Genomic DNA, 21,286 nt, shown 5'->3' with positions numbered 1-21,286 from the left:
TTGGGTGAGTTCAGCGGCGTACGGCCGCGAACCGCAGTCTCACGTAGTCGGCCATCCAGCCGCTCTCCCGCCGCAGAGCGGGTGCGGCCAGCTCGTTCACCCGCCGGAGCAGCGGGTCGACCATCTCCGCGGGCACCTCCTTGAGCAGCGAGCCGGCGAACATCCGCACCCAGTCGGCCGCCCCGCCGGGGCACTCGTCGAGCGGGGTCGGCCGGTCGAAGTATTCCAGCAGGCGGACGGTGAAGCCCCCCTTCTCCAGCCGCGTGGCGTATTCGGCGGGGGTGGGGAAGTACCAGGGCAGGCCGGGCTCGGGCAGCCCGTACTCCCGCCAGGCAGTGGACAGTGCCGCCGTCAGCGCGGCGCAGTTGCCCGCGCCGCCCATCTCGGCCACGAACCGCCCGCCGGGCGTGAGGGCCTCGCGGACCCTGCTGATCACCGCGTCCGGTTCCTGGCCCATCCAGTGCAGGGCGGCGTTGGAGAAGACCGCGTCGTAGGGCTTGGCCACCGTGAAGCTTCGGCCGTCGCCGACGACGAAGTCCAGCCCGGGATGCTGCGCCTGGGCCTTCTCGATCATCGCCTGCGATCCGTCGATCCCCAGGACGTAGGCGCCCCGGGAGGTGATCTCGGCCGCGAGCATTCCCGTGCCGCAGCCGAGATCCACGATGCGCTCCCCGGGCTGCGGGTCGAGGAGGTCGACCAGGGGGGCGCCGTGCGCCGAGACGTACCCGAAGCTGTTGTCGTAGGCGCGAGCGTTCCACCTCATCAAGCTCGGGGTGTCGTATCGCAAGACGATCAGCTCACATTCTGAGACGCGAAGCCTCTTATCGGTACTCTCCAGACACTTTAGAGCCTCTGGGAAGTCGCGACATATCAGCCTCAGCAGCCTCAGGGCTATCTCACCTTGTCGGCCCACTCGCGCTGGAGATAGGCCCTCGCCGTGTCGATCTCCGGGATGGTGAGGACCACCGGCCTCGCGTTGGTGGCGGGGAGTTTCGCGGCCAGTTCCTGATCGAGGGTGCCGCGCATCTGGAGGGCCTCCATCCTCGCGGGCCTGGCGTAACCCTTCAGGAACAGGTTCTGCCCCTTGTCGGAGAACAGGAACTCCTGCCAGAGCCTGGCCGCGGCCGGGTGCGGGGCCCGCTTGTTGATGGCCTGCACGTAGTACGCGCCGAGCACGGCGTCGCCGGGAATCATCACCTTCCACGTCTTGTCGGCGGCGGCCCGCTCGGTGTTGTTGTAGTCCCAGTCGACGAGGACCGAGGCCGCCTTGGGGGTGGCCGCGAGGTTGCCCGCCTTCTTGAGGCGGTGGAAGAACTCCACGCCCCGCTCCGCCCGCGCCTCGCCGCCCCGCAGGGAGGTCGCCATCACCCCGCTGAAGGCCGCGGAGACCTCTCGGGGGTCGCCGGGCAGCGCGACGCTGTGGCGCGGCTTGAGCAGGTCGGAGAAGGACGCGGGGGCCGTGACCCTGGTCGGGTCGTAGCCGATGGACATGTAGCCGCCGTACCCGGCGTACCAGAAGCCCCTGTGGTCCTTCAGGCGGTCGGGGATGTCCTGCCAGCCCTGGACCCGGTACGGGGCGAAACGAGCGGCGTTGGCCGCGGCGACGTCCATGCTCAGGTCGAACACGTCCGGTTTGAGGTCGTCCGCGGCCGCGATCTCCCGTGCGCTTCCGGCGTCGGGCTCCAACTGGTGCACCTTGATCCCGTACTCCTCGGAGAAGGTGTCGATGATCTCGCCGTAGTTCACCCAGTCGCGCGGCAGCGCGATCACCGTGAGTGCCCCCTCCTGCCTGGCGGCCTCCACGAGGCGCTCCATCGTCGAGAAGCCCTCCTTGAGGGAGGCGGCCTGCACGTTGAGAGGCGGGAATTGGACGTTCTGAGGAGCCGGGGCGCCACATCCGGCGATCGTGGCCGTGAGGATCACGGCGGCTGCGGCGCTGGTACGTACGGTCACGAGCGGAATGCTCTCCGCTGTCATTCCCCTGGTCGAGCAGGCGCGACGCTTCTTAGCGAACGGCTTACACGTGTCTTGGCGAGCGGCTTACCCACCGGGCGCCCATCCTGACCGGCCAAGGGTTCCGAGAGTCCCGGCGAGACTCCGGTGAGGTCTGTGGCTTACCCGCGGGGCGCCCGTCCTGACCGGTCGGCGGCTCCGAGCGTCCCGGCGAGGCTCCGGTGGAATCCCCTGAGGTCCCCGGAAGTCCCCTGGAGTCCTTCGGAGTCTCTGTGCCGCCGTTCACGCGCCGGTGCGAGGCCCCCGGGGCCGTGGAGACTCGGGAACGACCTTCGCCGCGGCGAGCGTCTCCTCGGCGATCTCCACCAGGACGCCGTTCCGCCTGCGCACACCGAGCACGCCGTCCCGCCAGAACTCCAACTCGCCGACCGCGTCGCGAAATCCCTCGGGGACCCTTCTCCGAGTGGTGACTCTTTTGCCCACGTCGGAAGGGGTTATGGTGATGCTCAGGCGAGCGCTGACATGAAAGGCCACCGGCTTTTGCCCCCTCCCGTTTCAGAGACGCGGCGGGCACGGCAATACTAGGGCTTAGCAACTCGCGGTCGAAGTCGTGCCTAGGTGCGTAAAGAAGAAGGAGCCCGAGGTGACCTACGTCATCGCGCAGCCTTGCGTGGACGTCCTGGACAAGGCGTGCATCGAGGAGTGCCCTGTCGATTGCATCTACGAGGGTGAGCGGATGCTCTACATCCACCCCGACGAATGCGTCGACTGCGGCGCGTGCGAACCGGTGTGCCCGGTGGAGGCCATCTTCTACGAGGACGACCTTCCCGAGCAGTGGAAGGACTTCTACAAGGCGAACGTGGACTTCTTCGAGGACCTGGGGTCGCCCGGCGGCGCCTCCAAGGTCGGCAAGATCGAGAAGGACCACCCGGTCGTCGCGGCCCTGCCCCCGCAGGCCGAGAGCCACTAGAAGCCGGTGTCCGAGGGGGCGGCCGCGACGGCCGTCCCCTCGCACCGCCGTCGCCGGACCCCGTTCCGGCGAATCCACCGCCATCGCCGGACCCTGTTCCGGTGAATCGCACCGCCGTCGCCGGACGCCGTTCCGGCGAAATCCCTCGCCACGTCATCGGCGGGCCCAGTTCCAGTGAAAGACGACGGCTGATCACCATGAACGCCACTCCCGACCGGTCAGCGGCTTCGAGCGTCCCGGCGAGGCTCCGATGAACGGCCTGCCGGACTTCCCGTGGGACCGGCTCACGCCGCTGAAGGAGCTCGCGGCGTCGCACCCGGACGGGATCGTCGACCTGTCGGTGGGCACGCCCGTCGACCCGGTGCCCGCCATCGTGCGGCAGGCTCTCGCGGACGCCTCCGACAGTCCCGGATACCCGCTGACGTACGGCACCGAGCGCCTCCGCTCGGCCGCCGCCGGGTGGCTGCGACGCAGGCACGGCGTGATCCTCGACCAGGCGAACGTGCTGCCGCTGATCGGTTCCAAGGAGTTCGTGGCCTGGCTGCCGACGCTGCTCGGTGTCGGCCCGGGGCAGCGGGTGATCCTGCCCGAGCTCGCCTACCCCACCTACGACGTGGGAGCGCGGCTCGCGGGCGCCGAGCCGTACGCCACCGACGGGCTGCTCGCGCTCGGTCCCGAGCGGGTGCCGCTGGTCTGGGTGAACTCCCCGTCCAACCCGACCGGCAGGGTGCTGCCCGCCGAGCACCTGCGCAAGGTCGTCTCGTGGGCGCGTGAGCACGGCGCGGTCGTGGCCTCCGACGAGTGCTACATCGAGCTGGGCTGGGAGGAGCGGCCGGTCTCGATCCTGCACCCGGACGTCTGCGGCGGCTCGCACGAGGGCCTGCTCGCGGTGCACTCGCTGTCCAAGCGCTCCAACCTGGCCGGTTACCGGGCCGGGTTCGTCGCGGGAGACCCCGCGCTGGTCAAGCGGCTGCTGGAGATACGCAAGCACGCCGGCATGATCATGCCGGCGCCGGTCCAGGCGGCGATGGCCGTGGCCCTGGACGACGACGAGCACGCCGAGGAGCAGCGGGCCCGCTACGCCGCCCGTCGTGCGGCGCTCCGCCCCGCCCTGGAGGCGGCCGGCTGGAAGATCGAGCACTCCACCGCGGGCCTGTACCTGTGGGCGTCCAACGGAGCCGGTTGCTGGGAGCAGGTTCGCGCGCTGGCCGGGAAGGGAATCCTGGTCGCGCCCGGCGACTTCTACGGGACCGCGGGCGAGAGGCACATCAGGATCGCCGTGACGGCCGACGACGAACGCGTCGCTGCGGCGGTGCGGCGCCTCCAGTAGGATCGCGCGGCATGACCCCCGAGGTCGTCGTGATACTCGGACTGAGTATGGCCACGCTCGTCCTGCTGTTCGTCGCGTTCCTCACGACGACGCGTCAGGACAGGGAGGCCGACGAGTCCGAGCGCTCCGGCGAGACGCCCCTGCCCTCGGTTGAGGCCGCGCAGCCGTCGGCCCAACCGTCCGCGGGCCATGTCGGCATCGACTACCCCGACCCCCGCACGATCAGGGTCGGCGACACGATCGAGTGCCAGGGGGTCCGCAGCAGGGTCCTCGGCGCCCTGTACCTGTCGTGGCAGGGCACCCAGTGGACCGAGTACCGCCTCGACGACGGCACCCGCCGCCCCCAGTGGCTCTCGATCCAGATGCGCCCCGGGCTGGCCACCGATGATCCGCCGCACCTTGAGGTGCTGCTGTGGACGCAGGTGCCCACGGAGGGCATGATCCCCGCCAAGGCCACGCTGAGCGTCGAGGGGGTCGACTTCTTCCCCGTCGACCGGGGCACCGCGGCCTTCCGGGGCGAGGGGGTCACCTCGATGCCCGAGCGGGGCCTGCTCGACTTCGCCGACTACCGGGCCGCCGACGGCCGCCTGCTCAGCTTCGAACGCCTCCAGGGCAAGCGCTGGAGTGCCTCCCACGCCCAGCCCCTCGCCCCCGGCACGATCAAGATCGAAAAGAAGAAGGGCAGCTAGGCCACACGCCCCCGATCACTCCGACGTCCTGTACGTCGACCCGAACCCGACCTGTCCGGTCGCGACGTGGACGCACTCGTCGCGTAGCGAGTCGCGGTGGGGCCCGCCGGGCTCCTCACTCACGGTGTACGAAATGCGGGGTGTGCGGGGCCGCCGTCCCCGGCAGGTCACGGACGATCAGGACAGATCGACTTTCCTGGCGGAGGCTTTCGGGTCGGCCCGCCAGCCGTCGTGGCTTTTCGCGGCCGTCCATGCCTGGCCGTCGTAGCGGATCCCTCCCAGCCCGAACTCCTTGGCGTGGGCGATCGACCAGGCGGCCACCAGCCAGCCGCGCCTGCGCGAGGAGGGCTCGAAGGCACTGCCCGCTCCGAGCGCCCTGGCGAGCTCGCGCGCGGCCCTCCGCTCGTCGGGGAGCGGGGTCTTGCCCGTCGGGGCGGGGAACCAGCAGTGCACCGCCTTGGGCACGCGCCCGGTGAACGCCGCCGCGAGAACCTTCCCGTCCTCCTCGTGCTGGGCGTACGCCGACCCGTCCGCCGAGCGTTGCACGGCCTGGGCCGCCTCGTGGAGCGGCAGCCTGCGGTAGTTTCGCACCTTCACCAGCGCGGAGAAGAACCTTCCCGACGCGTAGACGGGGTCGACGAGCTGCTCGGGCCTACCCCACCCCTGGGAGGGGCGCTGCTGGAACACGCCGACCGAGTCGCGGTCGCCGCCCGTCAAGTTCTCCAGCTTGGACTCCTGGATGCCGGTGGCGTAGGCGATCACCACGGCCCGCTCGGGCAGCTTTCTGCGGGCCGCGACGGCCGCGATGACCGCGGCCACCTTGGCCTGTTCGAGGTCCAGCTCCAGAGAGCCCTCTGGCGTAGTGATCTTGCATCCCTCACCGAGGTCGACGAGCGGTGTCACCTTTCTGAGAAGGCTGAGAAGACCCACGGTGATGGCCACCGCGAGCACGGTCACGATCGCGATGATCGCGATGACCCCTTTTGAGAAGCGCCGTCGCACGGTCAAGAACCTACAGGTCCCCAGCGATTGCGCGGTCTGGTGGAACGCCGCGAACGTAGGCTCCGGCCATGACCCAGAGCGATGCCGGCCCGCTGCCCGCGGCCGTCGACGAGCTGTGGCGGCGCAGGGCCGAGTTGAGTCCCGCCGACACCGAGGCCCGCGCCGTCGTCGTGAGCGCGGTGGACATGCTCGACAGCGGCAAGGTCCGGGTCGCCGGGGTCTCCCGCGCCGGCGAGGTGGTCGTGGACGAGCGCGCCCGGCGGGCCGTCATGCTCGCGTTCCTGGTGCTCGGCGCGTCCAGGTCCCAGGTGGGCGACTTCCACCACCACGACCGCGTCCCGCTGAAGGCCTCCGTCGAGGGGGTGCGCGTCGTACCGGGGGCGATCGCCCGCTGGGGCTCCTACCTGGCGCCGGGCGTCGTGCTGATGCCCTCGTTCGTCGACATCGGCGCCCACGTGGACGAGGGCAGCACGGTGGGCGCGTGGGCCTCGATCGGCTCGTGCGCCCAGATCGGCAGGAACGTCCACCTGTCCGGGGGAGTCGGCGTCGGGGAGAGCGGCGACCCCGACGACGGGGAGGCCTTCCTCGCCGCCGAGGAACGAACGGTGCCCGCGATCGTCGAGGACGGTGCGATGATCGGCGGCCGGGCGGTGATCGCCGATGGAGCCCGGGTGGGACGGGGTGCCGTGGTCGGCGCCGGGACGATCCTGTCGGGCTCGACCCCGGTGATCGACGTGCGGACGGGCGAGGAGCTGGAGCCGGGGCGCGTCCCCGACTGGTGCGTGGCGACCGGAGGCACCCGTCGGCGCGAGTTTCCCGGCGGCGCCTTCGGCCTGGGTTGCGTCCTGGTGCTCGAACGCCTGAAGGACGGCCACAGGCCCGGCAGGGCCGAACTCGACCGCGTCCTGCGCGGATAGGGCCGTCGGCGCCCGGACCGGTGGGGGCGCGGGTGGGACGGGAGGACCGTTCGGGTCCGGCACGGGCACGGCGGGTTTCCCAGGGGGCGGGACCTCGTGCGGGCTCCCGGGGCGTGGGATCTCGTGCGGGCACCCGGGCGTGGGCGTGAGACTCGTGCGGGCACTAGGGTCGCGGGCATGAGTACGCGTCTGGACCTCACGCAGGATGTCGGGGAGCTCACCGCCAGGATCGTGGACGTCGAGTCGGTCAGCGGCGGCGAGAAGGCCCTGGCCGACGCCGTGGAGGAGTCCCTGAGGCCGCTACGGCACCTCACCGTCGAACGCGACGGCGAGTCGATCGTGGCCCGCACTCATCTGGGCCGCGGCGAGCGGGTGGTGGTCGCCGGGCACCTCGACACCGTTCCCGTCGCGGGCAACCTGCCCAGCCGGGTCGAGGGAGACCGGCTGTACGGCTGCGGCACCTCGGACATGAAGGCCGGTGTCGCGGTCGCGCTGAAACTCGCGGCCACCCTTCCCGAGCCCAGCAGGGACGTGACCTACGTCTTCTACGACTGCGAGGAGATCGAGGCCGAGCGTAACGGGCTGCTCCGCCTCAGCCGCACCCGTCCCGACTGGCTCGCGGGTGACTTCGCCGTGCTCATGGAGCCCACCGACGGCGTGATCGAGGGCGGCTGCCAGGGCACGCTCCGAGCCCAGATCGTCATCCGGGGCAAGCGCTCGCACAGCGCCAGGTCCTGGTTCGGGATCAACGCGATCCACGCCGCCCAGCCGGTGCTCGCGATCCTGAACGCCTACGAGGCGAGACTTCCCGTCGTGGACGGCCTGGAGTATCACGAGGGACTGAACGCGGTGGGCATCGGCGGCGGCATCGCGGGCAACGTGATCCCGGACGAGTGCGTGGTGACCGTGAACTACCGCTTCGCTCCCGACCTGTCGCTGGACGAGGCGCGCGCCCACGTACGCGAGGTCTTCGACGGGTACGAGGTCCGCTTCACCGACGGCGCCGCCGCCGCGCGGCCCGGCCTGACCCATCCGACGGCGTCGGCCTTCGTCGAGGCCGTGGGCGGCACGCCGCGGGCCAAGCTCGGCTGGACCGACGTCTCGCTCTTTTCCGGCCTGGGCGTGCCCGCGGTCAACTACGGTCCCGGGGATCCGAACCTGGCGCACCAGAAGGAGGAGTTCGTCTCGTTGGCGAAGATCGCCGACTGCGAGCGCGGAATGCTCGGCTGGCTGTCGTGAGGGCTTGTTCGCGGCGTGCGCGGGCCTCGGCGTGCGAGAGCCTGGAGGGGCGGTGCAAATGAAAGTGGCTTTCCTCGCCGGCCATTTGGCGGGGAAAGCCACTTTCAGTCCCGAGCAGCACCCTCGTTCGGTTAGACGTGCGCTGTTCAAAGTCCGGTTCCATGTTTTCATGGAGATTTTTCAAGATTTTTCTGAGACGACGTTACGGTGGCCCGCATGAAGAAAACACGTCCGGAGCGTCGCCAGGGGGCCGCCGTGGTCCGTGGTGACCTCGTCTCCGAGTCCACCCACGACCAGCGGCTTCTTGATCGGAGGGGTCCCGCCGACTGGCTGCACATGGATCCGTGGCGGGTGATGCGCATCCAGGCCGAGTTCGTGGAGGGCTTCGGTCACCTCGCCGAGCTGCCCCAGGCGGTCACCGTCTTCGGGTCCGCGCGCACCCCCGAGGGCACCCCCGAGTACGAGATGGGGGTTCAGCTGGGCAGGAAGCTGTCCGAGGCGGGCTACGCCGTGATCACCGGTGGCGGCCCCGGCTGCATGGAGGCCGCCAACAGGGGAGCCGTGGAGGCGGACGGCGTCTCGGTCGGCCTGGGCATCGAGCTGCCCTTCGAGCAGAGCATGAACGAGTACGTCGATCTCGGCATCGAGTTCCGCTACTTCTTCGTCCGCAAGACCATGTTCGTGAAGTACTCCTGCGGATTCGTCACGCTGCCCGGCGGTTTCGGCACCATGGACGAGCTCTTCGAGGCGCTCACCCTGGTCCAGACCCGGAAGGTCACCTCCTTCCCCGTGGTGCTGATGGGGACGGAGTTCTGGGGCGGCCTGATCGACTGGATCAAGAACACCCTCGTGACAACGGGCAAGATCTCTCCGGTGGACGTGAATCTCATCCACGTCACCGACGACGTCGACGAGGCGGTCCGGATCATCGTGGACGCCGACAGCAAGAGGGGCCGCCTACTGGAGGACGAACGGAAGGCGGCCATGTCCACGGTCGGTGACGCCGAATAGTTGGCGCGTGTTCGGCCACGCCGAATAGGGTCGGCGCGTGTTCATTTGCATATTCCTCGCGTCGAGTCAGAAGATCGACAAGAAGTATCTGGAGCTGGCGGAGCAGGTCGGCACCGAGCTAGCCAGGCGCGGCCACTCCCTGGTGAGTGGCGGGGCCAGGGTGTCCTGCATGGGAGCCGTGGCCCGTGCGGCCCGTGCGGGCGGCGCCCGGACCATCGGAGTGATCCCTCAGTCGCTGGTCGACATCGAGCTCGCGGACGAGAACGCCGACGAGTTGGTGGTCACCACCGACATGCGTGAGCGCAAGGGCGTGATGGACGCCCGCTCCGACGCCTTCCTGGTCCTGCCCGGCGGCATCGGGACCCTGGAGGAGCTGTTCGAGATCTGGACGTCCCGCACCCTGGGTCTGCACGACAAGCCGCTGGTGGTCCTCGATCCCTGGGGGATCTTCAAGCCGCTGCGGGAGCTGGTAGAGGGTATGGAGGAGGCGGGCTTCACCCGCCCGAACGTCTTCGACGCCATCTCCTGGGCCACCACGGTCGACGAGGCGTTCCGGCTGCTGGAGAAGTCGACCAGGCACCTGGAGCCGAGCGCGGAGGAGCTAGGCGAGGCCACGGCGGGTTAGCGCGGGCGGTCGCCGCCCGGCGAGGGCGTCGGTCATCTCGACCGCGAGCCGCACCTGCTCGACGCGGTCCGTACGGAAGACGCGGGCACCGGCCCACGCGCAGATCGAGGCCGCGGTGAGCTCGGCGGCCTCGGCGTCCCGCTCCCTCGCGGCGTCTCCGGCGGTGTTTCCGGCGGTGTCCATCCAGGTCGCTGGGGTTCCGGTGGCGTTCGTCCCGGTCCTGGAGTTTTCTGCGCCCTTTTCCGAGGCCGCTGCGGCGTCCGGCCCGCCTCCGGTGTTGCCCGCGGCCGCTGTTGCGGCCCTGGCGTCCGCCCTTCCGGCGTTTCCGGCCGTGTCCGCCCCGCCCTCGGCCTCGTCGGACTCCCCGAGGTCGCCGGACGGTACGGGTGGGGCGATGGTGACACCGGCGAGCCTGGCCGGAGTGACGACCACGGTGCGCCCGGCACGGGCGAGCTCCTCGACCTCCCCGATCGAGGCGGCCTCGACCCAGCCGGGCTCGCCCGGATCACCGGGACGGAGCAGGACGAAGGCTGCCAAGCCGGGGGCGGACGTCATGATCCGATCCTAGGCCAGCGCAGATGTGGCACGATTCGTATGTGCTGGTCGTATTAGCTCTCGCTGCCGTAGCCGTTATCGCCGGTGTCACGGTCGTCGCCATGGGCCGGGGAGGGGAGCTGAGTGAGTTCGCCCCCGACGTGCCCCCGCTGAACCTGCCCCAGGCAGGTCAGCTCGGCGCGGTCGACTTCATGGCCCTCCAACTCCCGGTGAGCCTCGTCGGATACAACACGCAGAGCGTGGACGAGACGCTGAGCCGGGTCGCCGGGGCACTGAGCGAGCGTGACACCAGGATCGCCGTGCTGGAGCAGCGGGTGTCGGAGTTGCTCGCCGGCCGGCTCCAGGCTCGTCACGAGCTCAACCCCGGCTCCCGGACCTCGCCGCGCGGCCCCGAGGCGCCGTACGAGCTTTCCGGCGGGGACGGTTTCGGGCCGCCCGAGGAATTGTCGAGCGGGTCGCGGGTGGTTTCGGGTGCCGAGAGTGAGAGGTCATCCGGGCCCTTCGGCGGGGACGGTTTCGGGCCGCCCGAGGAGTTGTCCAGCGGTTCGCGCGTGGTTTCGGGTGCCGGGGATGAGACGTCCGGATCCTCCGGCGGGGACGGTTTCGAGGCGTCCGAGAAGCTCTCTGACGGGGCGAAGGCCGAGGATGAGCCCGAGGAGGATGTGCCTTCCAAGGATTCCGAGCCGGAGGAGCCTCTCGGGTCCGAGGAGGCCGGGCCCTCCAAGAGCTCCGAGCCGGAGAAGGCTCCCAGGTCTGAGGAGGATGTGCCTTCCAAGGATTCCGAGCCGGAGGAGACTGCCAGGCCCGACGAGGCGTCTGAGGCGTCCGGGTCATCCGGTGTGTCGCCTTTCGCCAGGCCGTCCGAGCCGCCCCAGGTGCCGGATTCGTCTTCCTCGTCCGAGACTTCGGATTCGAAGAAATCGTCTCCCGGATCCGTCGGCCTCCGTACGGGGGAGCGGGAGACGGAGGACACCCGGTGACCGAGACCTCGCGGGCAGTGGCTCCAGGCGCCCCGGTTCACGGTGAGCCTGTGACATCCGAGACTCTCGCGCAGCCCGTGGAATCGGCGGAATCCCCAGGGCTCGTGCGCTGCGGCTGGGCGACCTCGGCCCCCGACTACATCGCCTACCACGACGAGGAGTGGGGGCGTCCGGTCACCGGTGACGACCAGGTGTTCGAGCGGATCTCGCTGGAGTCCTTCCAGTCCGGCCTGTCGTGGATCACCATCCTGCGCAAGCGGGAGAACTTCCGGGCGGCCTTCGCGGGATTCTCCATCCCGGCCGTGGCCGCGTTCGGCGAGGAGGACGTCGATCGTCTGCTCGGCGACGCGGGCATCGTCCGCAACCGGGCCAAGATCGAGGCGACGATCGCGAACGCGCGGGCCGCGCTCGACGTCGACCTGTCCGACCTCGTCTGGAAGCACGCGGACCCCGGCGCGCCCGTACCGAAGACCCCCGCGGACGTGCCCGCCCAGACCCCCGGTTCCAAGGCACTGGCCAAGGAGCTCAAGGCGCACGGCTTCCGTTTCTTCGGCCCGACCACCGCCTACGCGCTGATGCAGGCCATCGGCCTGGTCAACGATCACCTGGCCGACTGCTGGATACGCCGGGCCTGACGTTTTCCCTCAGGGCTTGTGGCGCGGGGTCACCTTCTCACGCGGGGAGACGACGGTGCCCGGCGGCTTTTTCCTCGAGCCCCGTGAAGCGGGCGGGCTCGGTGAACTCCGTGTGCGGTTTCAGGCCTCGTTGAGCTGGCGGTCGACGAAGGCGGCGGCGGCGGGGAGCAGCCGCCCGGCCTCGTGCTCGAAGTAGATTCTCGCCTTCTCTCCCGGCCAGCCTCGCGGCAGGAGTTCCGCGGGGAGCCCGGGGTCGCGGAACAGGAAGTTGCGCCAGCCGTGCAGCAGCCTGCTCCGGGTGGCGAACACCTGGTCGCCGCCCGCGTTGTCGGGCAGCCCGCCGACCAGCTCCGTCGCCTGGGTCATCCACTCCTCGTAGGCGGCCCCGATGGCGTCCAGGTCCCATGTCCTGGCGACGAGCGCGGCGGGGTCACCGTCGAACACCGCCTCGAACCGGTCGGCGGCGAGATCCGCGCCTTCGAGGATCGCGTCGAGTTCCGGGGAGGGACGCGGTCCGATCCAGGTCGTCTCCGACAGGGAGGCATATCCGATGAAGGAGAGATCCGAGCGCAGGCGCTCCCGTCTGGGACGCTCGCGCACGGGTTCCACCACGAGGATGTGCCATCGGCCGTTCCACGTGATCGTTCCGACTCGGTAAATTCTTAGCGCGGTTTCGTCGAGGCGGCGTACGCACTTGGGAGTGACCTCGTAGCCGGGTCCCCTGGGCAGCCGGGCCGGTGTGAGCCAGCCCTGCCGGACCATCCGTGAGACGGCGGTGCGGACGGCGGGAGCCGCGATGTCCAGCGGGGCGAGCAGACGAACGAGGGCGGCCACGGACGCGCGACCGCCTCGGGACCTGAGGTGGTCCCCGTACAGATCGAAGAGAGCGGCGCGGGCGTTCACGAGGACAAGTTTGGCCGTCTGAAGGGGGCTTGGACAACGGTCTTGATCGCCGGATGAGCCGACGCTGAGATTGATCGTTCCCATTCTCCCTGCGGAGGCGGGATAATAGGACATCACAGAAGACGTGAATGCGTCGGCCACCCTCGGGTCAGTCGGAGATCCGGAGCCCGAAGCAGGAAGGGATACACGCATGGCGGCTATGAAGCCGAGGACCGGTGATGGTCCGCTGGAGGTCGTCAAGGAAGGCAGGGGCATCGTCATGCGGGTTCCCCTGGAGGGTGGCGGCCGCCTTGTCGTCGAACTCTCGGCGGACGAGGCAAGTGCCCTCGGTGAGGAACTGAAGAAAATCGTCGGTTGATCCCGATCTAAACCAGAAGTGGTGGAGCCGGGCCCTATTTGAGCTTGCTCGGGGAGCATGACACCTGCGACGGCCCGCGAGACCGACGATGGACAGACGACGACACGGCCCTGGCCGTCGGACCGCCTCACGGTGGCTCGCGCCAGGGCCGTGGTGTTCTCCCCGGTGCCTCTCCCCACGCCGGGCCTGATGACTGGAGTTACCGCTATGCCCATCTCCCCCCATCTGCTCCTGCCGCGCGTTCCCTACGCGCAGGGGCTGTCCGTCGCGTCCTCGGAGGGCGCGGAGCCGGCCGCAGGGGAGGGGGGCGGGACCACGCTTCCCGGTGACGCCGAGTTGCTGGCCGTCCCCTTCGCCGAGGACCTCGCGCCCGATATCGAGCTGCCGGTTCCGGTGGCGGCGCTGCTCGCCCATCACAAGGTCAAGGGCGAGGCGGGCGAGATCGTCGAGGTTCCGGTCGCGAACGGCGACGCCGTCGGCCGGGTGCTTCTCTACGGGGTCGGCGACGGTTCGCCGGCCACCCTGCGCAAGGCGGGCGCGGCGGTGGCGCGGCGCGGCAAGGGCAGGGACGCCATCAGGATCGTGCTCCCGAGCGGGCCGGTGTCCGCGTTCGTGGAGGGCGCGCTCCTGGCCACGTACACCTTCAGGGTCGGTGAGGTGAAGTCCTCCCCGGTCACGCTCGAGTTCGTCGGCGACGGGGTCGAGACGGAGGTCGCCGCCGCCGAGGTGGTGGCCGAGGCCGTGGCGCTCGCCAGAGACCTGACCAACACCCCCTCCTCGGTGAAGTCACCCGCCTGGCTCGCCGAGCGCGCCGCCGAGCGGGGTGTCGCGGTGCGGGTGTGGGACGAGCGTGAGCTGCGCTCCGGCGGGTTCGGCGGCATCCTCGCCGTCGGCCAGGGATCGGTGAGCCCGCCTCGGCTGATCCAGCTCTCCTACGAGCCCGAGGACGCGACCGGTCACGTGGTCCTGGTCGGCAAGGGCATCACGTACGACACCGGCGGCATCTCGCTCAAGCCGACGAGCAACATGGTGTTCATGAAGACCGACATGGCCGGCGGAGCCGTCGTCATCGCGGTCCTGGGCGCGCTGGCCGCGCTCGGCGTGCGGGTTCGGGTCACCGGCCTCGTCGCCGCCGCCGAGAACTCCTTCTCCGGCACGGCCCAGCGCCCCTCCGACGTGATCACGCAGTACGGGGGCCGGACGGTGGAGGTGCTCAACACCGACGCCGAGGGCCGTCTGGTCCTGGCCGACGCGCTGGCGTACGCCGACGCGGAGCTGAAGCCGGACGTCATGATCGACATCGCCACGCTGACCGGGGCGATCGGCATCGCCCTGGGCAAGGATCTCGGCGCGGTCTTCGCCTCCGACGACGAGCTGGCCGACGCCCTGATCGGGGCGGGGGAGACGAGTGGGGAGCGGCTCTGGCGGATGCCCCTGATCGACGACTACGTTCCCGCGCTCGACTCGTCCGTGGCGGACCTGACCAACATCGAGGCGGGATCGACCTACGGCGCGGGCTCCGTCACCGCGGCGCTGTTCCTGCGCGAGTTCACCGGCGGACGGCCGTGGGCGCACCTGGACATCGCGAATGTCGGCCGCAGCGGCGCCGACGACGGCGTTCTCAGCAAGGGGGCCACCGGGTACGGCGTGCGTCTGCTGCTCGGATGGCTGTCGGAGCTCCAGGGAGCGCCGATCGGGGGGCGGTGACAGCCGCGCCGACCATGCCGACCATGCCGACCATGTCGGCGATGCCGACCACGTGGCGCTGAGCGAGCAGCGGTGGACGGCAGGCTGACCACGTGGCGCCGAGTCAGGTGGTGGTGACCGTCCGCGCCGATCGCGTGGCGCTGAGCGGTTGGCGGTGACCAGGCCGGGAGCCAGGCCCGTGGGCCTGGCTCCCGGTCGGCCTGCGGTCGCGGGACCGGATCCCCCGAAGGGTCCGGTGCGGGCCGCCGCTCCCGCCGGACCAACTCCTACCTGCTCGCCTCCGCGAGGCTGACGATGGCCTCGGCGGCCCGGAAGTGCTTGTTGCGGCCGAGGTCGCCGATGGTCCTGATACCGAACGCCTTGGCCAGGTCCTGGGCGTCGCTCTCGCTCACCCCGGAGAGCGCGCTGACCGGCGCGTTGGCAAGCGAGTGAAGATCGGACCCCTCGTACTCCTTGTCGAGCAGTTTGTCGAGCTTGGCGGCAACCGTCATGGCGCACCCCTGTGTATCGGTGATCGTGGGAAAGGCCCGCGTTGTGGCGACATGGCCTTATCGGCATCGTTTCCGGCCGATAGAGGATTGACGCGCGTCTCCCAGGATCTTGGTGATCGCTTGCCGGACCCGTGTGAACGGTATTGCCAGGTTTCGGGGTGTGTCGCGGGCGGTGAAGGTCGAGACGCCGGCCGGTGGACGGGGTGGACCCGCCCCGACGGCACCGTGGACATCGTCAGGGCCGCCCGAGAACCGGCTCTCTCCATGCGAGGCGACCGTTCGGGCGCACCGGGAGCCGGCTTGAGCGTCTCGGCGCACGGGACGCCCGTAGCCGGCTCAGTCGGCGAGTTTGACGGCCGCCAGGATGCCGTCTCCCAGGGGCATCATCAGCGGGCGGAGCCGCTCGTCGGAGCGGACCAGCTTGCCCAGTTCCCTGATGACGACCGTTTCCGGATCCCGCTGCGAGGGGTCGGCCACCCTGTTGCCCCAGAGGGCGTTGTCGAAGACGACGATGCCGCCGACCCGCAGCAGGCGGACGGACTCGGCCAGGTAGTCGGCGTACTCGTGCATGGCGCCGTCGCAGAAGACCAGGTCGTAGCCGCCGTCGGAGAGACGGGGGAGCACGTCGAGGGCGCGGCCGGTGATCAGGCGGATCCGGCCGCCGGAGAATCCGGCCTGGGCGAAGCTCTGCCTGGCCAGCCGCTGGTGCTCGGGTTCCACGTCCACGCTGGTGAGCGTGCCGTCCTGGCGCATGCCGCGGAGCAGCCACAGCCCCGACACGCCGCAACCGGTGCCGATCTCCACGACGGCACGGGCGTTGATGGCGGTGGCGAGGAAGCAGAGAGCGGCGCCGCCGCCGGGCAGGATCGGGGGTGCCCCCACCTCCGCGCCGCGCATGCGCGCGGCCCGCAGGATGTCGTCCTCCCTGTGGAACTCGTCGGCATAGGCCAGAGTGGCCTCCAACGGACTTGTCGGCGTCTCTGCCATCGGCCTCTCCTCCCGCTTTCTCCGTACACAGTCATATAGGCGCTGGGTCGCAGCCTAAGGGAGGCAGGCCCGATCGGGAACTCATGTCACCCCCGGTGCGTTGCACGGTTTAAGCGGCCTTTGCCGGTCCTGAAGGTAGTGAGTGCGCACGAAGGGACGAAACCAGGCACTATGGCGATAGCGGTGGCCCCTGAGAGAGGAGTGCCGGTGGAGGGTTCCGACCACCAGGCGGAAGCTCCCATGTCCGACTGGACGCCTCCCACCTGGGAGGAGGTGGTGCGGACGCACTCTGCGCGCGTATACCGGCTGGCCTATCGGCTGACCGGGAACGTGCACGATGCGGAGGATCTCACCCAGGAGGTCTTCGTCCGGGTCTTCAGGTCGTTGTCCAACTACACGCCGGGCACTTTCGAGGGCTGGCTGCACCGCATCACCACCAACCTGTTCCTCGACATGGCGCGGCGCAAGCAGCGCATCAGGTTCGAGGGGCTCGCCGACGACGCCGCCGAGCGGTTGCGCGGACGCGAGCCTTCTCCCGCCCAGGTGTACGACGACACCCATCTGGAGCCCGACATCCAGGCGGCACTCGACGCGCTCGCGCCCGAGTTCCGTGCGGCCGTCGTCCTGTGTGACATCGAGGGGCTGTCCTACGAGGAGATCGCGGCGACGCTGGGCGTGAAGCTCGGCACCGTCCGCAGCAGGATCCACCGTGGGCGGTCGCAGTTGCGTGAGGCGCTGGATCACCGTGCGCCGCGGAACGATCAATTCCCCCCGAACGTTACTCACGGGGAGGAATTCGCATGAGAAACCACAGTCATGACGAATGTCACGACGAGCCACTTGGCAAGGAGTGCGCATGAGTCACCTCGGAGAACGCGTTTCCGCGCTGGTCGACGGTGAGCTGAATCACCACGAGCGCGACCGTGCCCTCTCGCACCTGACCTTCTGTGCCCCCTGCAGGGCCGAGGTCGACGCCGTGCGGGCCCTGAAGAGCCGGTTGCGCTCCCTCGACGGTCCGGCGATGCCGACCGACCTGACGATGTCCCTGCTGCGAATGGCCGAGCCCGGCGGCCCGTTGCCGCCGCGTGAGCGCCCCTTTCGGGCCGCACGCACCTTCGGTGGCGCGCCCATTCCGAGCATGCACGGCATCGCACCCCCCGACAACCGGCCCAGGGGCCGTGCCGGAGGACCCCGCCGCGCGCGCAGGGCGGGTTACGTCGCGGTGGGCGTCGCCTCGGCGGCCGTGGCCATCGGGACCCTGTTCGTGGTAGGCGGGGCCGATCCCAACCCGCGCATCGTGCCGCCGGTCGACATGTTCGCCAACCAGCACAGGAACACCGCGCCCTATGGCGGGTCGGCGACGCCGACTCTCTCCCCCTCTCCGTGATCCGGCTGCCCGCCACGGTCATCCTGGCCGCTCTCATGCTGCTGGGGCTGGTGACGGGCGGTACGGCACACGCCGTCCGGTCCCCGCACGTCGCGCCGCCGGACGACGTCGAGAGCGAGGACACCGGCCTGCACCTGCTCCGCGAGGCGGCGGCCGCGGGCCGCTCCCGCGGATACTCCGGCACCCAGTACGTCACCTCCTGGGGCACCTCGGGTGCCGTCTCCGAGGTGTTGGAGGTGCGCAACGTCCCGGGAAAGGGGTTGACGGTACGCACCGCGTCCTCGGGGTCCTCGGGGTCCTCGGGATCCTCGGGGTCCGTGGGAGATGCCGCCCCCTCGGGTTCGGTGCGGAACGCCGATCCCGGCACCCCGGCCGGGGGCATGTCCAGCCCGTCCGAGGTGATGCTCGAGGTCATGGCCCGCAACTACCGGGTCGTGGACGCGGGGGAGGGCTTCGCCTGCGGGCGCCCGGCCCGCCTGGTGAACGTCCTGCGGGTCGACGGCACGGTCGCCGCCCGCTACTGGCTCGACCGGGACGGAGGCCCGGTGCTGCGCCGCGAGCTCATGGACACGAAGGGGCGGGTCGTCAGGGCCGGAGCCTTCGTCGACCTGACCCTCGATCCGGTGGTGAGGAGCGCGGCGCCCGCGATGGCGGCCGGTGGCCTTGACCTGGCCGAGCTGCCGCGGATGGAGGCCGAGGGGCTGCGTCTCCCCCACACCCTGCCGGGACGGCTGGAGCTCTTCGCCGCTCGCATCGTCCCTTCCGGATACGTGTATCTCGGGTATTCAGATGGTCTGTCAGTTGTGTCGGTTTTTATCCAGTCTGGGATGCTTGACGAAGAACGTCTCCAGGGTTGGCATGCGGAACGGCGTAAGGGGCATACGATCTGGATTCGAGACCCTGCTGTGCAGGAGACGATCTGGGCGAGTGGGGGTCATGTCTACACTGTCTTTGCCGACGCGCCGGCCGACATGGTCGACGCCGCTGTCGCGGCGCTGCCGCACGAGCCCGTTCCCGATCTCTGGACGCGGCTCGGCCGCGGTGCCAGCCGTCTGCTCTCCTGGGTCAATCCCTTCGGATAGCGCGTGCTTTACACATCGCGTATGCCACTCGGGGGAAGATTGCCGGGTTGCACCGGTGAGCGGCCGTCCGCGAGTCAAGGAGTAGTGAGTATTCGATGACCGACGACGCCCGTACTGCCCGCGAGGCGAACGATGCTGAGGGCCGTACGCCGTCGGAATTCGCCGACGGCGGACACGAGACCCAGGAGTCCCGCCGCCCCGACTTATCCGGCCCCGAGTTCTCCCGTCCCGAGTTCCTGCCCGCCGGAGAGGGTGCTCCCTTCCAGGCCGAGCAGCCCCGCGACGACGACTGGAGCCGGCCGGGCGCCCAGTCCGACCACGCCCGGTGGGGCAGGCCGCAGGACCAGCCAGAGCCGCTCCACCACGACAGGCACCTGCCGCCCGACGAGGGCGACCAGGGCCCCGGTCCCGTGGGCCACAGCTGGGGCGACCCCTCGGGCAGGCCGCCCAGGCAGGACACGATGGTCTTCGCCTCCCAGTCCGCTCAGCCCCCTCCGCCCACCCAGGCGTTCGGCATGGGACCCGGGTGGGCGCCGCCGCCCGGGGCCCCCGTGGGCCCCGGAGGTTTCGGCGGCTTCGGCGGTTCGCCGCCCAGGCCCGCCAGGAGTGGGCCTCGCACCACCACGCTGGTGATCCTCGGCCTGGTGATCGCGCTGCTCGCCTCCACGCTCGGCAGCGTCGGCACCTATCTCCTCACCAAGCCCGCGGGCTCGGGGCGCGACCCCTCCTTCAGCCTGGGCGGGGCGCCGACGGGCTCCAACGTCCGGCCTCCGGAGTCGGTCGCGGGCGTGGCCTCGAAGGTCCTGCCCAGCGTGGTGTCACTCGCCGTCGAGGGCGGGGCGAGTTCCAGCACCGGTTCGGGCTTCCTGATCAAGGGCGGCTACGTGGTGACCAACAACCACGTGGTGGCCAACGCCGACTCGCGCGTCCAGATCCAGATCCAGTTCAACAACCGCAAGTCCACCTCGGCCGTCGTCGTGGGCCGTGACCCCGAGTCCGACCTGGCCGTGGTCAAGCCCGCGGAGACCTTCGGCGCCCCCGAGATCGTTCTCGGCAACTCGGACAACGTGGTCGTGGGAGACCCGGTCATCGCGATCGGATCCCCGCTGGGCCTGACCGGCACCGTGACCTCCGGCATCGTCAGCTCGCTCAACCGGCCCGTCCAGGCGGGTGAGGAGAACAGCTCCGACACCACCTGGCTCAGCGCCGTGCAGACCGACGCGGCCATCAACCCCGGCAACTCGGGGGGACCGCTGGTCAACGTGAACGGTGAGGTGATCGGCGTCAACTCGGCGATCGCCACGCTCGGCAGGTCGGTCGGCGGCCAGAGCGGCAGCATCGGCCTCGGCTTCGCCATCCCGGTGAACCACGCCAGGCGGGTCGCCGAGGAGCTGATCACCACGGGCAAGGCGAAGAAGTCGCGCATCGGCGTCGCGATCGACCCGACCTACCAGGGCGTCGGGGTGCGCATCGCCACCGAGTCCAGGCAGGGCACCCAGCCGGTCGAGCCGAACGGCCCCGCGGCACAGGCGGGCCTCAAGCCCGGAGACGTCATCCTGGAGATCGACGGTGTTGTGCTCCAGGACGGCAACGAGCTGATCGCCATGATCCGTAACAGGGCTCCCGGTGAGAAGCTCGCGGTCAAGTACCAGCGCGGCGGTGAGGAGAAGACCGCGACCGTCACCGTCGGCACCGCCCCCGAGCAGCCCTCACCCCAACCCTCCTGAGCGGCCCTTTTGAGAGGCGGGGTGAGGCGCGTGCTCACCGGTGGGGGCGTTAGTGTGGAACCTCTCCGGCGTGTGGCCGGAGAGGTGCCTCTGGCACCTTCCTCCCGGTAGGAGATCACCGTGTTCGGACTCGGCTGGCCTGAGATCGTGGCGCTGGTGGTGATCGCCCTTCTCGTCTTCGGCCCGGAGAAACTGCCCCAGGCCGCCTCGCAGGCGGGCAAGACGATACGCAACCTGCGCCGGATGGCCAACAACGCGAGAGACGACCTGCGGTCGGGGCTCGGTCCCGAGTTCGCCGACTTCGACCCGGCCGACCTCAACCCGAAGAACTTCGTCAGAAAGCACCTCATCGCCGATCTTGAGGACGATCTGAACGGCACTTCGAAGACCACCGCCACCGCGGAACCGGCGGCCGACCACCACGCGATGAGCGGCGGCGGGGAGCTGGGGTACGGCGAGATCCCCCCGTACGACTCCGACGCGACCTAGCGTCCCGTCTCCGAACGCCGGCCGGGTCTCCCGGCCGGGTGACCGATTCCTTTCGGGTCTGGTTTCCCCGGCAAGGTCGCGTGTCGGCACACCAGCCATTTGAACTTTGCGTAGTTTTTCCGTTTCGCGCGGCTGAGGTGCGCCTCACACGGCCGACGGCGGCGGGCCCCCGTACGGGGGCGCCCCCCGGCGGGCGGGCGCGGGGGCGGCGGGGCCAGGGCCCCGGGGCCCGGGCGGTGGGCGCGGGCT

24 protein-coding genes are annotated in these 21,286 nt (G+C 70.1%); 16 read left to right on the top strand and 8 right to left on the bottom strand.

The annotated features are described in order from the left end of the window. Positions 1 to 10: 10 nt before the first annotated feature. From ABT352_RS27970 to ABT352_RS27960, 3 genes are all read right to left on the bottom strand, one after another. Positions 11 to 763 carry a class I SAM-dependent methyltransferase gene (locus ABT352_RS27970; RefSeq protein ID WP_350947919.1) on the bottom strand — a complete coding sequence of 251 codons (753 nt, stop codon included), beginning with the start codon at positions 761 to 763 and terminating at the stop codon, positions 11 to 13. A 128-nt stretch (positions 764 to 891) separates the two neighbouring features. Then, positions 892 to 1,953: an ABC transporter substrate-binding protein gene (locus tag ABT352_RS27965; RefSeq protein WP_350947918.1), complete on the bottom strand. Its 1,062-nt coding sequence runs from the start codon at positions 1,951 to 1,953 to the stop codon at positions 892 to 894. Between the two features lie 282 nt (positions 1,954 to 2,235). Then, positions 2,236 to 2,436, bottom strand: a complete 201-nt coding sequence (locus ABT352_RS27960; RefSeq protein WP_350947917.1) for a putative acetyltransferase — start codon at positions 2,434 to 2,436, stop codon at positions 2,236 to 2,238. Between the two features lie 160 nt (positions 2,437 to 2,596). Between ABT352_RS27960 and fdxA the strand changes: the two genes are divergently transcribed. The 3 genes from fdxA to ABT352_RS27945 all read left to right on the top strand — a co-directional run bounded on the left by fdxA (position 2,597) and on the right by ABT352_RS27945 (position 4,942). Then, complete coding sequence (fdxA, locus tag ABT352_RS27955; RefSeq protein ID WP_344902423.1) at positions 2,597 to 2,923, top strand: ferredoxin; 327 nt, start codon at positions 2,597 to 2,599, stop codon at positions 2,921 to 2,923. 250 nt (positions 2,924 to 3,173) lie between these two features. Next, positions 3,174 to 4,253: a succinyldiaminopimelate transaminase gene (dapC, locus tag ABT352_RS27950; RefSeq protein ID WP_350947916.1), complete on the top strand. Its 1,080-nt coding sequence runs from the start codon at positions 3,174 to 3,176 to the stop codon at positions 4,251 to 4,253. 11 nt (positions 4,254 to 4,264) lie between these two features. Next, entirely contained in the window at positions 4,265 to 4,942 is a 678-nt protein-coding gene (locus ABT352_RS27945; protein WP_350947915.1) for a DUF4178 domain-containing protein, read from the top strand. Positions 4,943 to 5,119: 177 nt separating this feature from the next. Here ABT352_RS27945 and ABT352_RS27940 read toward each other — a convergent pair whose 3' ends face one another. After that, positions 5,120 to 5,944 carry a hypothetical protein gene (locus ABT352_RS27940; RefSeq protein ID WP_350947914.1) on the bottom strand — a complete coding sequence of 275 codons (825 nt, stop codon included), beginning with the start codon at positions 5,942 to 5,944 and terminating at the stop codon, positions 5,120 to 5,122. A 68-nt stretch (positions 5,945 to 6,012) separates the two neighbouring features. On the opposite strand from ABT352_RS27940, the gene ABT352_RS27935 reads away from it, so the two are divergent. The 4 genes from ABT352_RS27935 (at position 6,013) to ABT352_RS27920 (ending at position 9,736) form a co-directional block, all read left to right on the top strand. Continuing rightward, positions 6,013 to 6,861 (top strand): 2,3,4,5-tetrahydropyridine-2,6-dicarboxylate N-succinyltransferase, encoded by an 849-nt coding sequence (locus ABT352_RS27935; RefSeq protein ID WP_350947913.1) that lies wholly within the window; start codon positions 6,013 to 6,015, stop codon positions 6,859 to 6,861. A 177-nt stretch (positions 6,862 to 7,038) separates the two neighbouring features. Further along, positions 7,039 to 8,100 carry a succinyl-diaminopimelate desuccinylase gene (dapE, locus tag ABT352_RS27930; RefSeq protein ID WP_350947912.1) on the top strand — a complete coding sequence of 354 codons (1,062 nt, stop codon included), beginning with the start codon at positions 7,039 to 7,041 and terminating at the stop codon, positions 8,098 to 8,100. 216 nt (positions 8,101 to 8,316) lie between these two features. Further along, a complete protein-coding gene (locus ABT352_RS27925; protein WP_350947911.1) occupies positions 8,317 to 9,111 on the top strand; it encodes an LOG family protein in 795 nt (264 codons plus the stop codon). Positions 9,112 to 9,148: 37 nt separating this feature from the next. Then, entirely contained in the window at positions 9,149 to 9,736 is a 588-nt protein-coding gene (locus ABT352_RS27920; RefSeq protein WP_350947910.1) for an LOG family protein, read from the top strand. Here the strand turns inward: ABT352_RS27920 and ABT352_RS27915 are convergent. After that, positions 9,713 to 10,291 (bottom strand): hypothetical protein, encoded by a 579-nt coding sequence (locus tag ABT352_RS27915; RefSeq protein WP_350947909.1) that lies wholly within the window; start codon positions 10,289 to 10,291, stop codon positions 9,713 to 9,715. The two genes, ABT352_RS27920 and ABT352_RS27915, sit on opposite strands and share 24 nt — an antisense overlap. Before the next feature lie 41 nt (positions 10,292 to 10,332). Between ABT352_RS27915 and ABT352_RS27910 the strand changes: the two genes are divergently transcribed. Both ABT352_RS27910 and ABT352_RS27905 read left to right on the top strand, forming a co-directional pair. Next, entirely contained in the window at positions 10,333 to 11,271 is a 939-nt protein-coding gene (locus tag ABT352_RS27910; RefSeq protein WP_350947908.1) for a hypothetical protein, read from the top strand. Positions 11,272 to 11,321: 50 nt separating this feature from the next. Beyond that, positions 11,322 to 11,906 (top strand): DNA-3-methyladenine glycosylase I, encoded by a 585-nt coding sequence (locus tag ABT352_RS27905; RefSeq protein WP_350947907.1) that lies wholly within the window; start codon positions 11,322 to 11,324, stop codon positions 11,904 to 11,906. A 120-nt stretch (positions 11,907 to 12,026) separates the two neighbouring features. Here the strand turns inward: ABT352_RS27905 and ABT352_RS27900 are convergent, their stop codons facing one another. Next, positions 12,027 to 12,809 (bottom strand): PaaX family transcriptional regulator, encoded by a 783-nt coding sequence (locus tag ABT352_RS27900; RefSeq protein WP_350947906.1) that lies wholly within the window; start codon positions 12,807 to 12,809, stop codon positions 12,027 to 12,029. Positions 12,810 to 12,999: 190 nt separating this feature from the next. On the opposite strand from ABT352_RS27900, the gene ABT352_RS27895 reads away from it, so the two are divergent. After that, positions 13,000 to 13,167, top strand: coding sequence for a DUF3117 domain-containing protein (locus ABT352_RS27895; RefSeq protein WP_084195322.1), 168 nt, complete (start codon positions 13,000 to 13,002; stop codon positions 13,165 to 13,167). Between the two features lie 207 nt (positions 13,168 to 13,374). Then, positions 13,375 to 14,874, top strand: a complete 1,500-nt coding sequence (locus ABT352_RS27890; protein ID WP_350947905.1) for a leucyl aminopeptidase family protein — start codon at positions 13,375 to 13,377, stop codon at positions 14,872 to 14,874. 266 nt (positions 14,875 to 15,140) lie between these two features. Here the strand turns inward: ABT352_RS27890 and ABT352_RS27885 are convergent, their stop codons facing one another. After that, positions 15,141 to 15,365: a hypothetical protein gene (locus tag ABT352_RS27885; protein WP_350947904.1), complete on the bottom strand. Its 225-nt coding sequence runs from the start codon at positions 15,363 to 15,365 to the stop codon at positions 15,141 to 15,143. Positions 15,366 to 15,701: 336 nt separating this feature from the next. After that, positions 15,702 to 16,352, bottom strand: coding sequence for an O-methyltransferase (locus ABT352_RS27880; protein ID WP_350947903.1), 651 nt, complete (start codon positions 16,350 to 16,352; stop codon positions 15,702 to 15,704). A 171-nt stretch (positions 16,353 to 16,523) separates the two neighbouring features. On the opposite strand from ABT352_RS27880, the gene sigE reads away from it, so the two are divergent. The 5 genes from sigE to ABT352_RS27855 all read left to right on the top strand — a co-directional run bounded on the left by sigE (position 16,524) and on the right by ABT352_RS27855 (position 21,037). After that, complete coding sequence (gene sigE / locus ABT352_RS27875; protein WP_350947901.1) at positions 16,524 to 17,156, top strand: RNA polymerase sigma factor SigE; 633 nt, start codon at positions 16,524 to 16,526, stop codon at positions 17,154 to 17,156. A 52-nt stretch (positions 17,157 to 17,208) separates the two neighbouring features. Further along, the gene (locus ABT352_RS27870) at positions 17,209 to 17,739 is read left to right on the top strand and encodes an anti-sigma factor family protein (protein WP_350947900.1); all 531 of its coding nucleotides are present in this window, start codon (positions 17,209 to 17,211) and stop codon (positions 17,737 to 17,739) included. Further along, positions 17,736 to 18,821: a sigma-E factor regulatory protein RseB domain-containing protein gene (locus ABT352_RS27865; RefSeq protein ID WP_350947899.1), complete on the top strand. Its 1,086-nt coding sequence runs from the start codon at positions 17,736 to 17,738 to the stop codon at positions 18,819 to 18,821. Before ABT352_RS27870 ends, ABT352_RS27865 begins: the two co-directional genes overlap by 4 nt. Before the next feature lie 95 nt (positions 18,822 to 18,916). Further along, positions 18,917 to 20,548, top strand: coding sequence for a S1C family serine protease (locus tag ABT352_RS27860; protein ID WP_350947898.1), 1,632 nt, complete (start codon positions 18,917 to 18,919; stop codon positions 20,546 to 20,548). Between the two features lie 120 nt (positions 20,549 to 20,668). Next, complete coding sequence (locus tag ABT352_RS27855) at positions 20,669 to 21,037, top strand: sec-independent translocase (protein ID WP_350947897.1); 369 nt, start codon at positions 20,669 to 20,671, stop codon at positions 21,035 to 21,037. Positions 21,038 to 21,286 lie beyond the last annotated feature (249 nt).

The organism is Streptosporangium sp. NPDC000563 (assembly GCF_040299985.1).
In the GTDB taxonomy this organism is placed as follows: domain Bacteria; phylum Actinomycetota; class Actinomycetes; order Streptosporangiales; family Streptosporangiaceae; genus Streptosporangium.
The sequence above is the reverse complement of the archived record's forward strand: the minus strand, read 5'-3'. Positions and strand labels throughout refer to the sequence as shown.

What these genes read in the sequence shown, in the direction of transcription:
- ABT352_RS27880 (WP_350947903.1), bottom strand. Translation starts at nt 16,352, where the DNA reads ATGGCAGAGACGCCGACAAGTCCGTTGGAGGCCACTCTGGCCTATGCC.
- ABT352_RS27895 (WP_084195322.1), top strand. Translation starts at nt 13,000, where the DNA reads ATGGCGGCTATGAAGCCGAGGACCGGTGATGGTCCGCTGGAGGTCGTC.
- ABT352_RS27890 (WP_350947905.1), top strand. Translation starts at nt 13,375, where the DNA reads ATGCCCATCTCCCCCCATCTGCTCCTGCCGCGCGTTCCCTACGCGCAG.
- ABT352_RS27885 (WP_350947904.1), bottom strand. Translation starts at nt 15,365, where the DNA reads ATGACGGTTGCCGCCAAGCTCGACAAACTGCTCGACAAGGAGTACGAG.
- dapE (WP_350947912.1), top strand. Translation starts at nt 7,039, where the DNA reads ATGAGTACGCGTCTGGACCTCACGCAGGATGTCGGGGAGCTCACCGCC.
- ABT352_RS27935 (WP_350947913.1), top strand. Translation starts at nt 6,013, where the DNA reads ATGACCCAGAGCGATGCCGGCCCGCTGCCCGCGGCCGTCGACGAGCTG.
- sigE (WP_350947901.1), top strand. Translation starts at nt 16,524, where the DNA reads ATGGCGATAGCGGTGGCCCCTGAGAGAGGAGTGCCGGTGGAGGGTTCC.
- ABT352_RS27925 (WP_350947911.1), top strand. Translation starts at nt 8,317, where the DNA reads ATGAAGAAAACACGTCCGGAGCGTCGCCAGGGGGCCGCCGTGGTCCGT.
- ABT352_RS27915 (WP_350947909.1), bottom strand. Translation starts at nt 10,291, where the DNA reads ATGACGTCCGCCCCCGGCTTGGCAGCCTTCGTCCTGCTCCGTCCCGGT.
- ABT352_RS27860 (WP_350947898.1), top strand. Translation starts at nt 18,917, where the DNA reads ATGACCGACGACGCCCGTACTGCCCGCGAGGCGAACGATGCTGAGGGC.
- dapC (WP_350947916.1), top strand. Translation starts at nt 3,174, where the DNA reads ATGAACGGCCTGCCGGACTTCCCGTGGGACCGGCTCACGCCGCTGAAG.
- ABT352_RS27970 (WP_350947919.1), bottom strand. Translation starts at nt 763, where the DNA reads ATGAGGTGGAACGCTCGCGCCTACGACAACAGCTTCGGGTACGTCTCG.
- ABT352_RS27945 (WP_350947915.1), top strand. Translation starts at nt 4,265, where the DNA reads ATGACCCCCGAGGTCGTCGTGATACTCGGACTGAGTATGGCCACGCTC.
- ABT352_RS27870 (WP_350947900.1), top strand. Translation starts at nt 17,209, where the DNA reads ATGAGTCACCTCGGAGAACGCGTTTCCGCGCTGGTCGACGGTGAGCTG.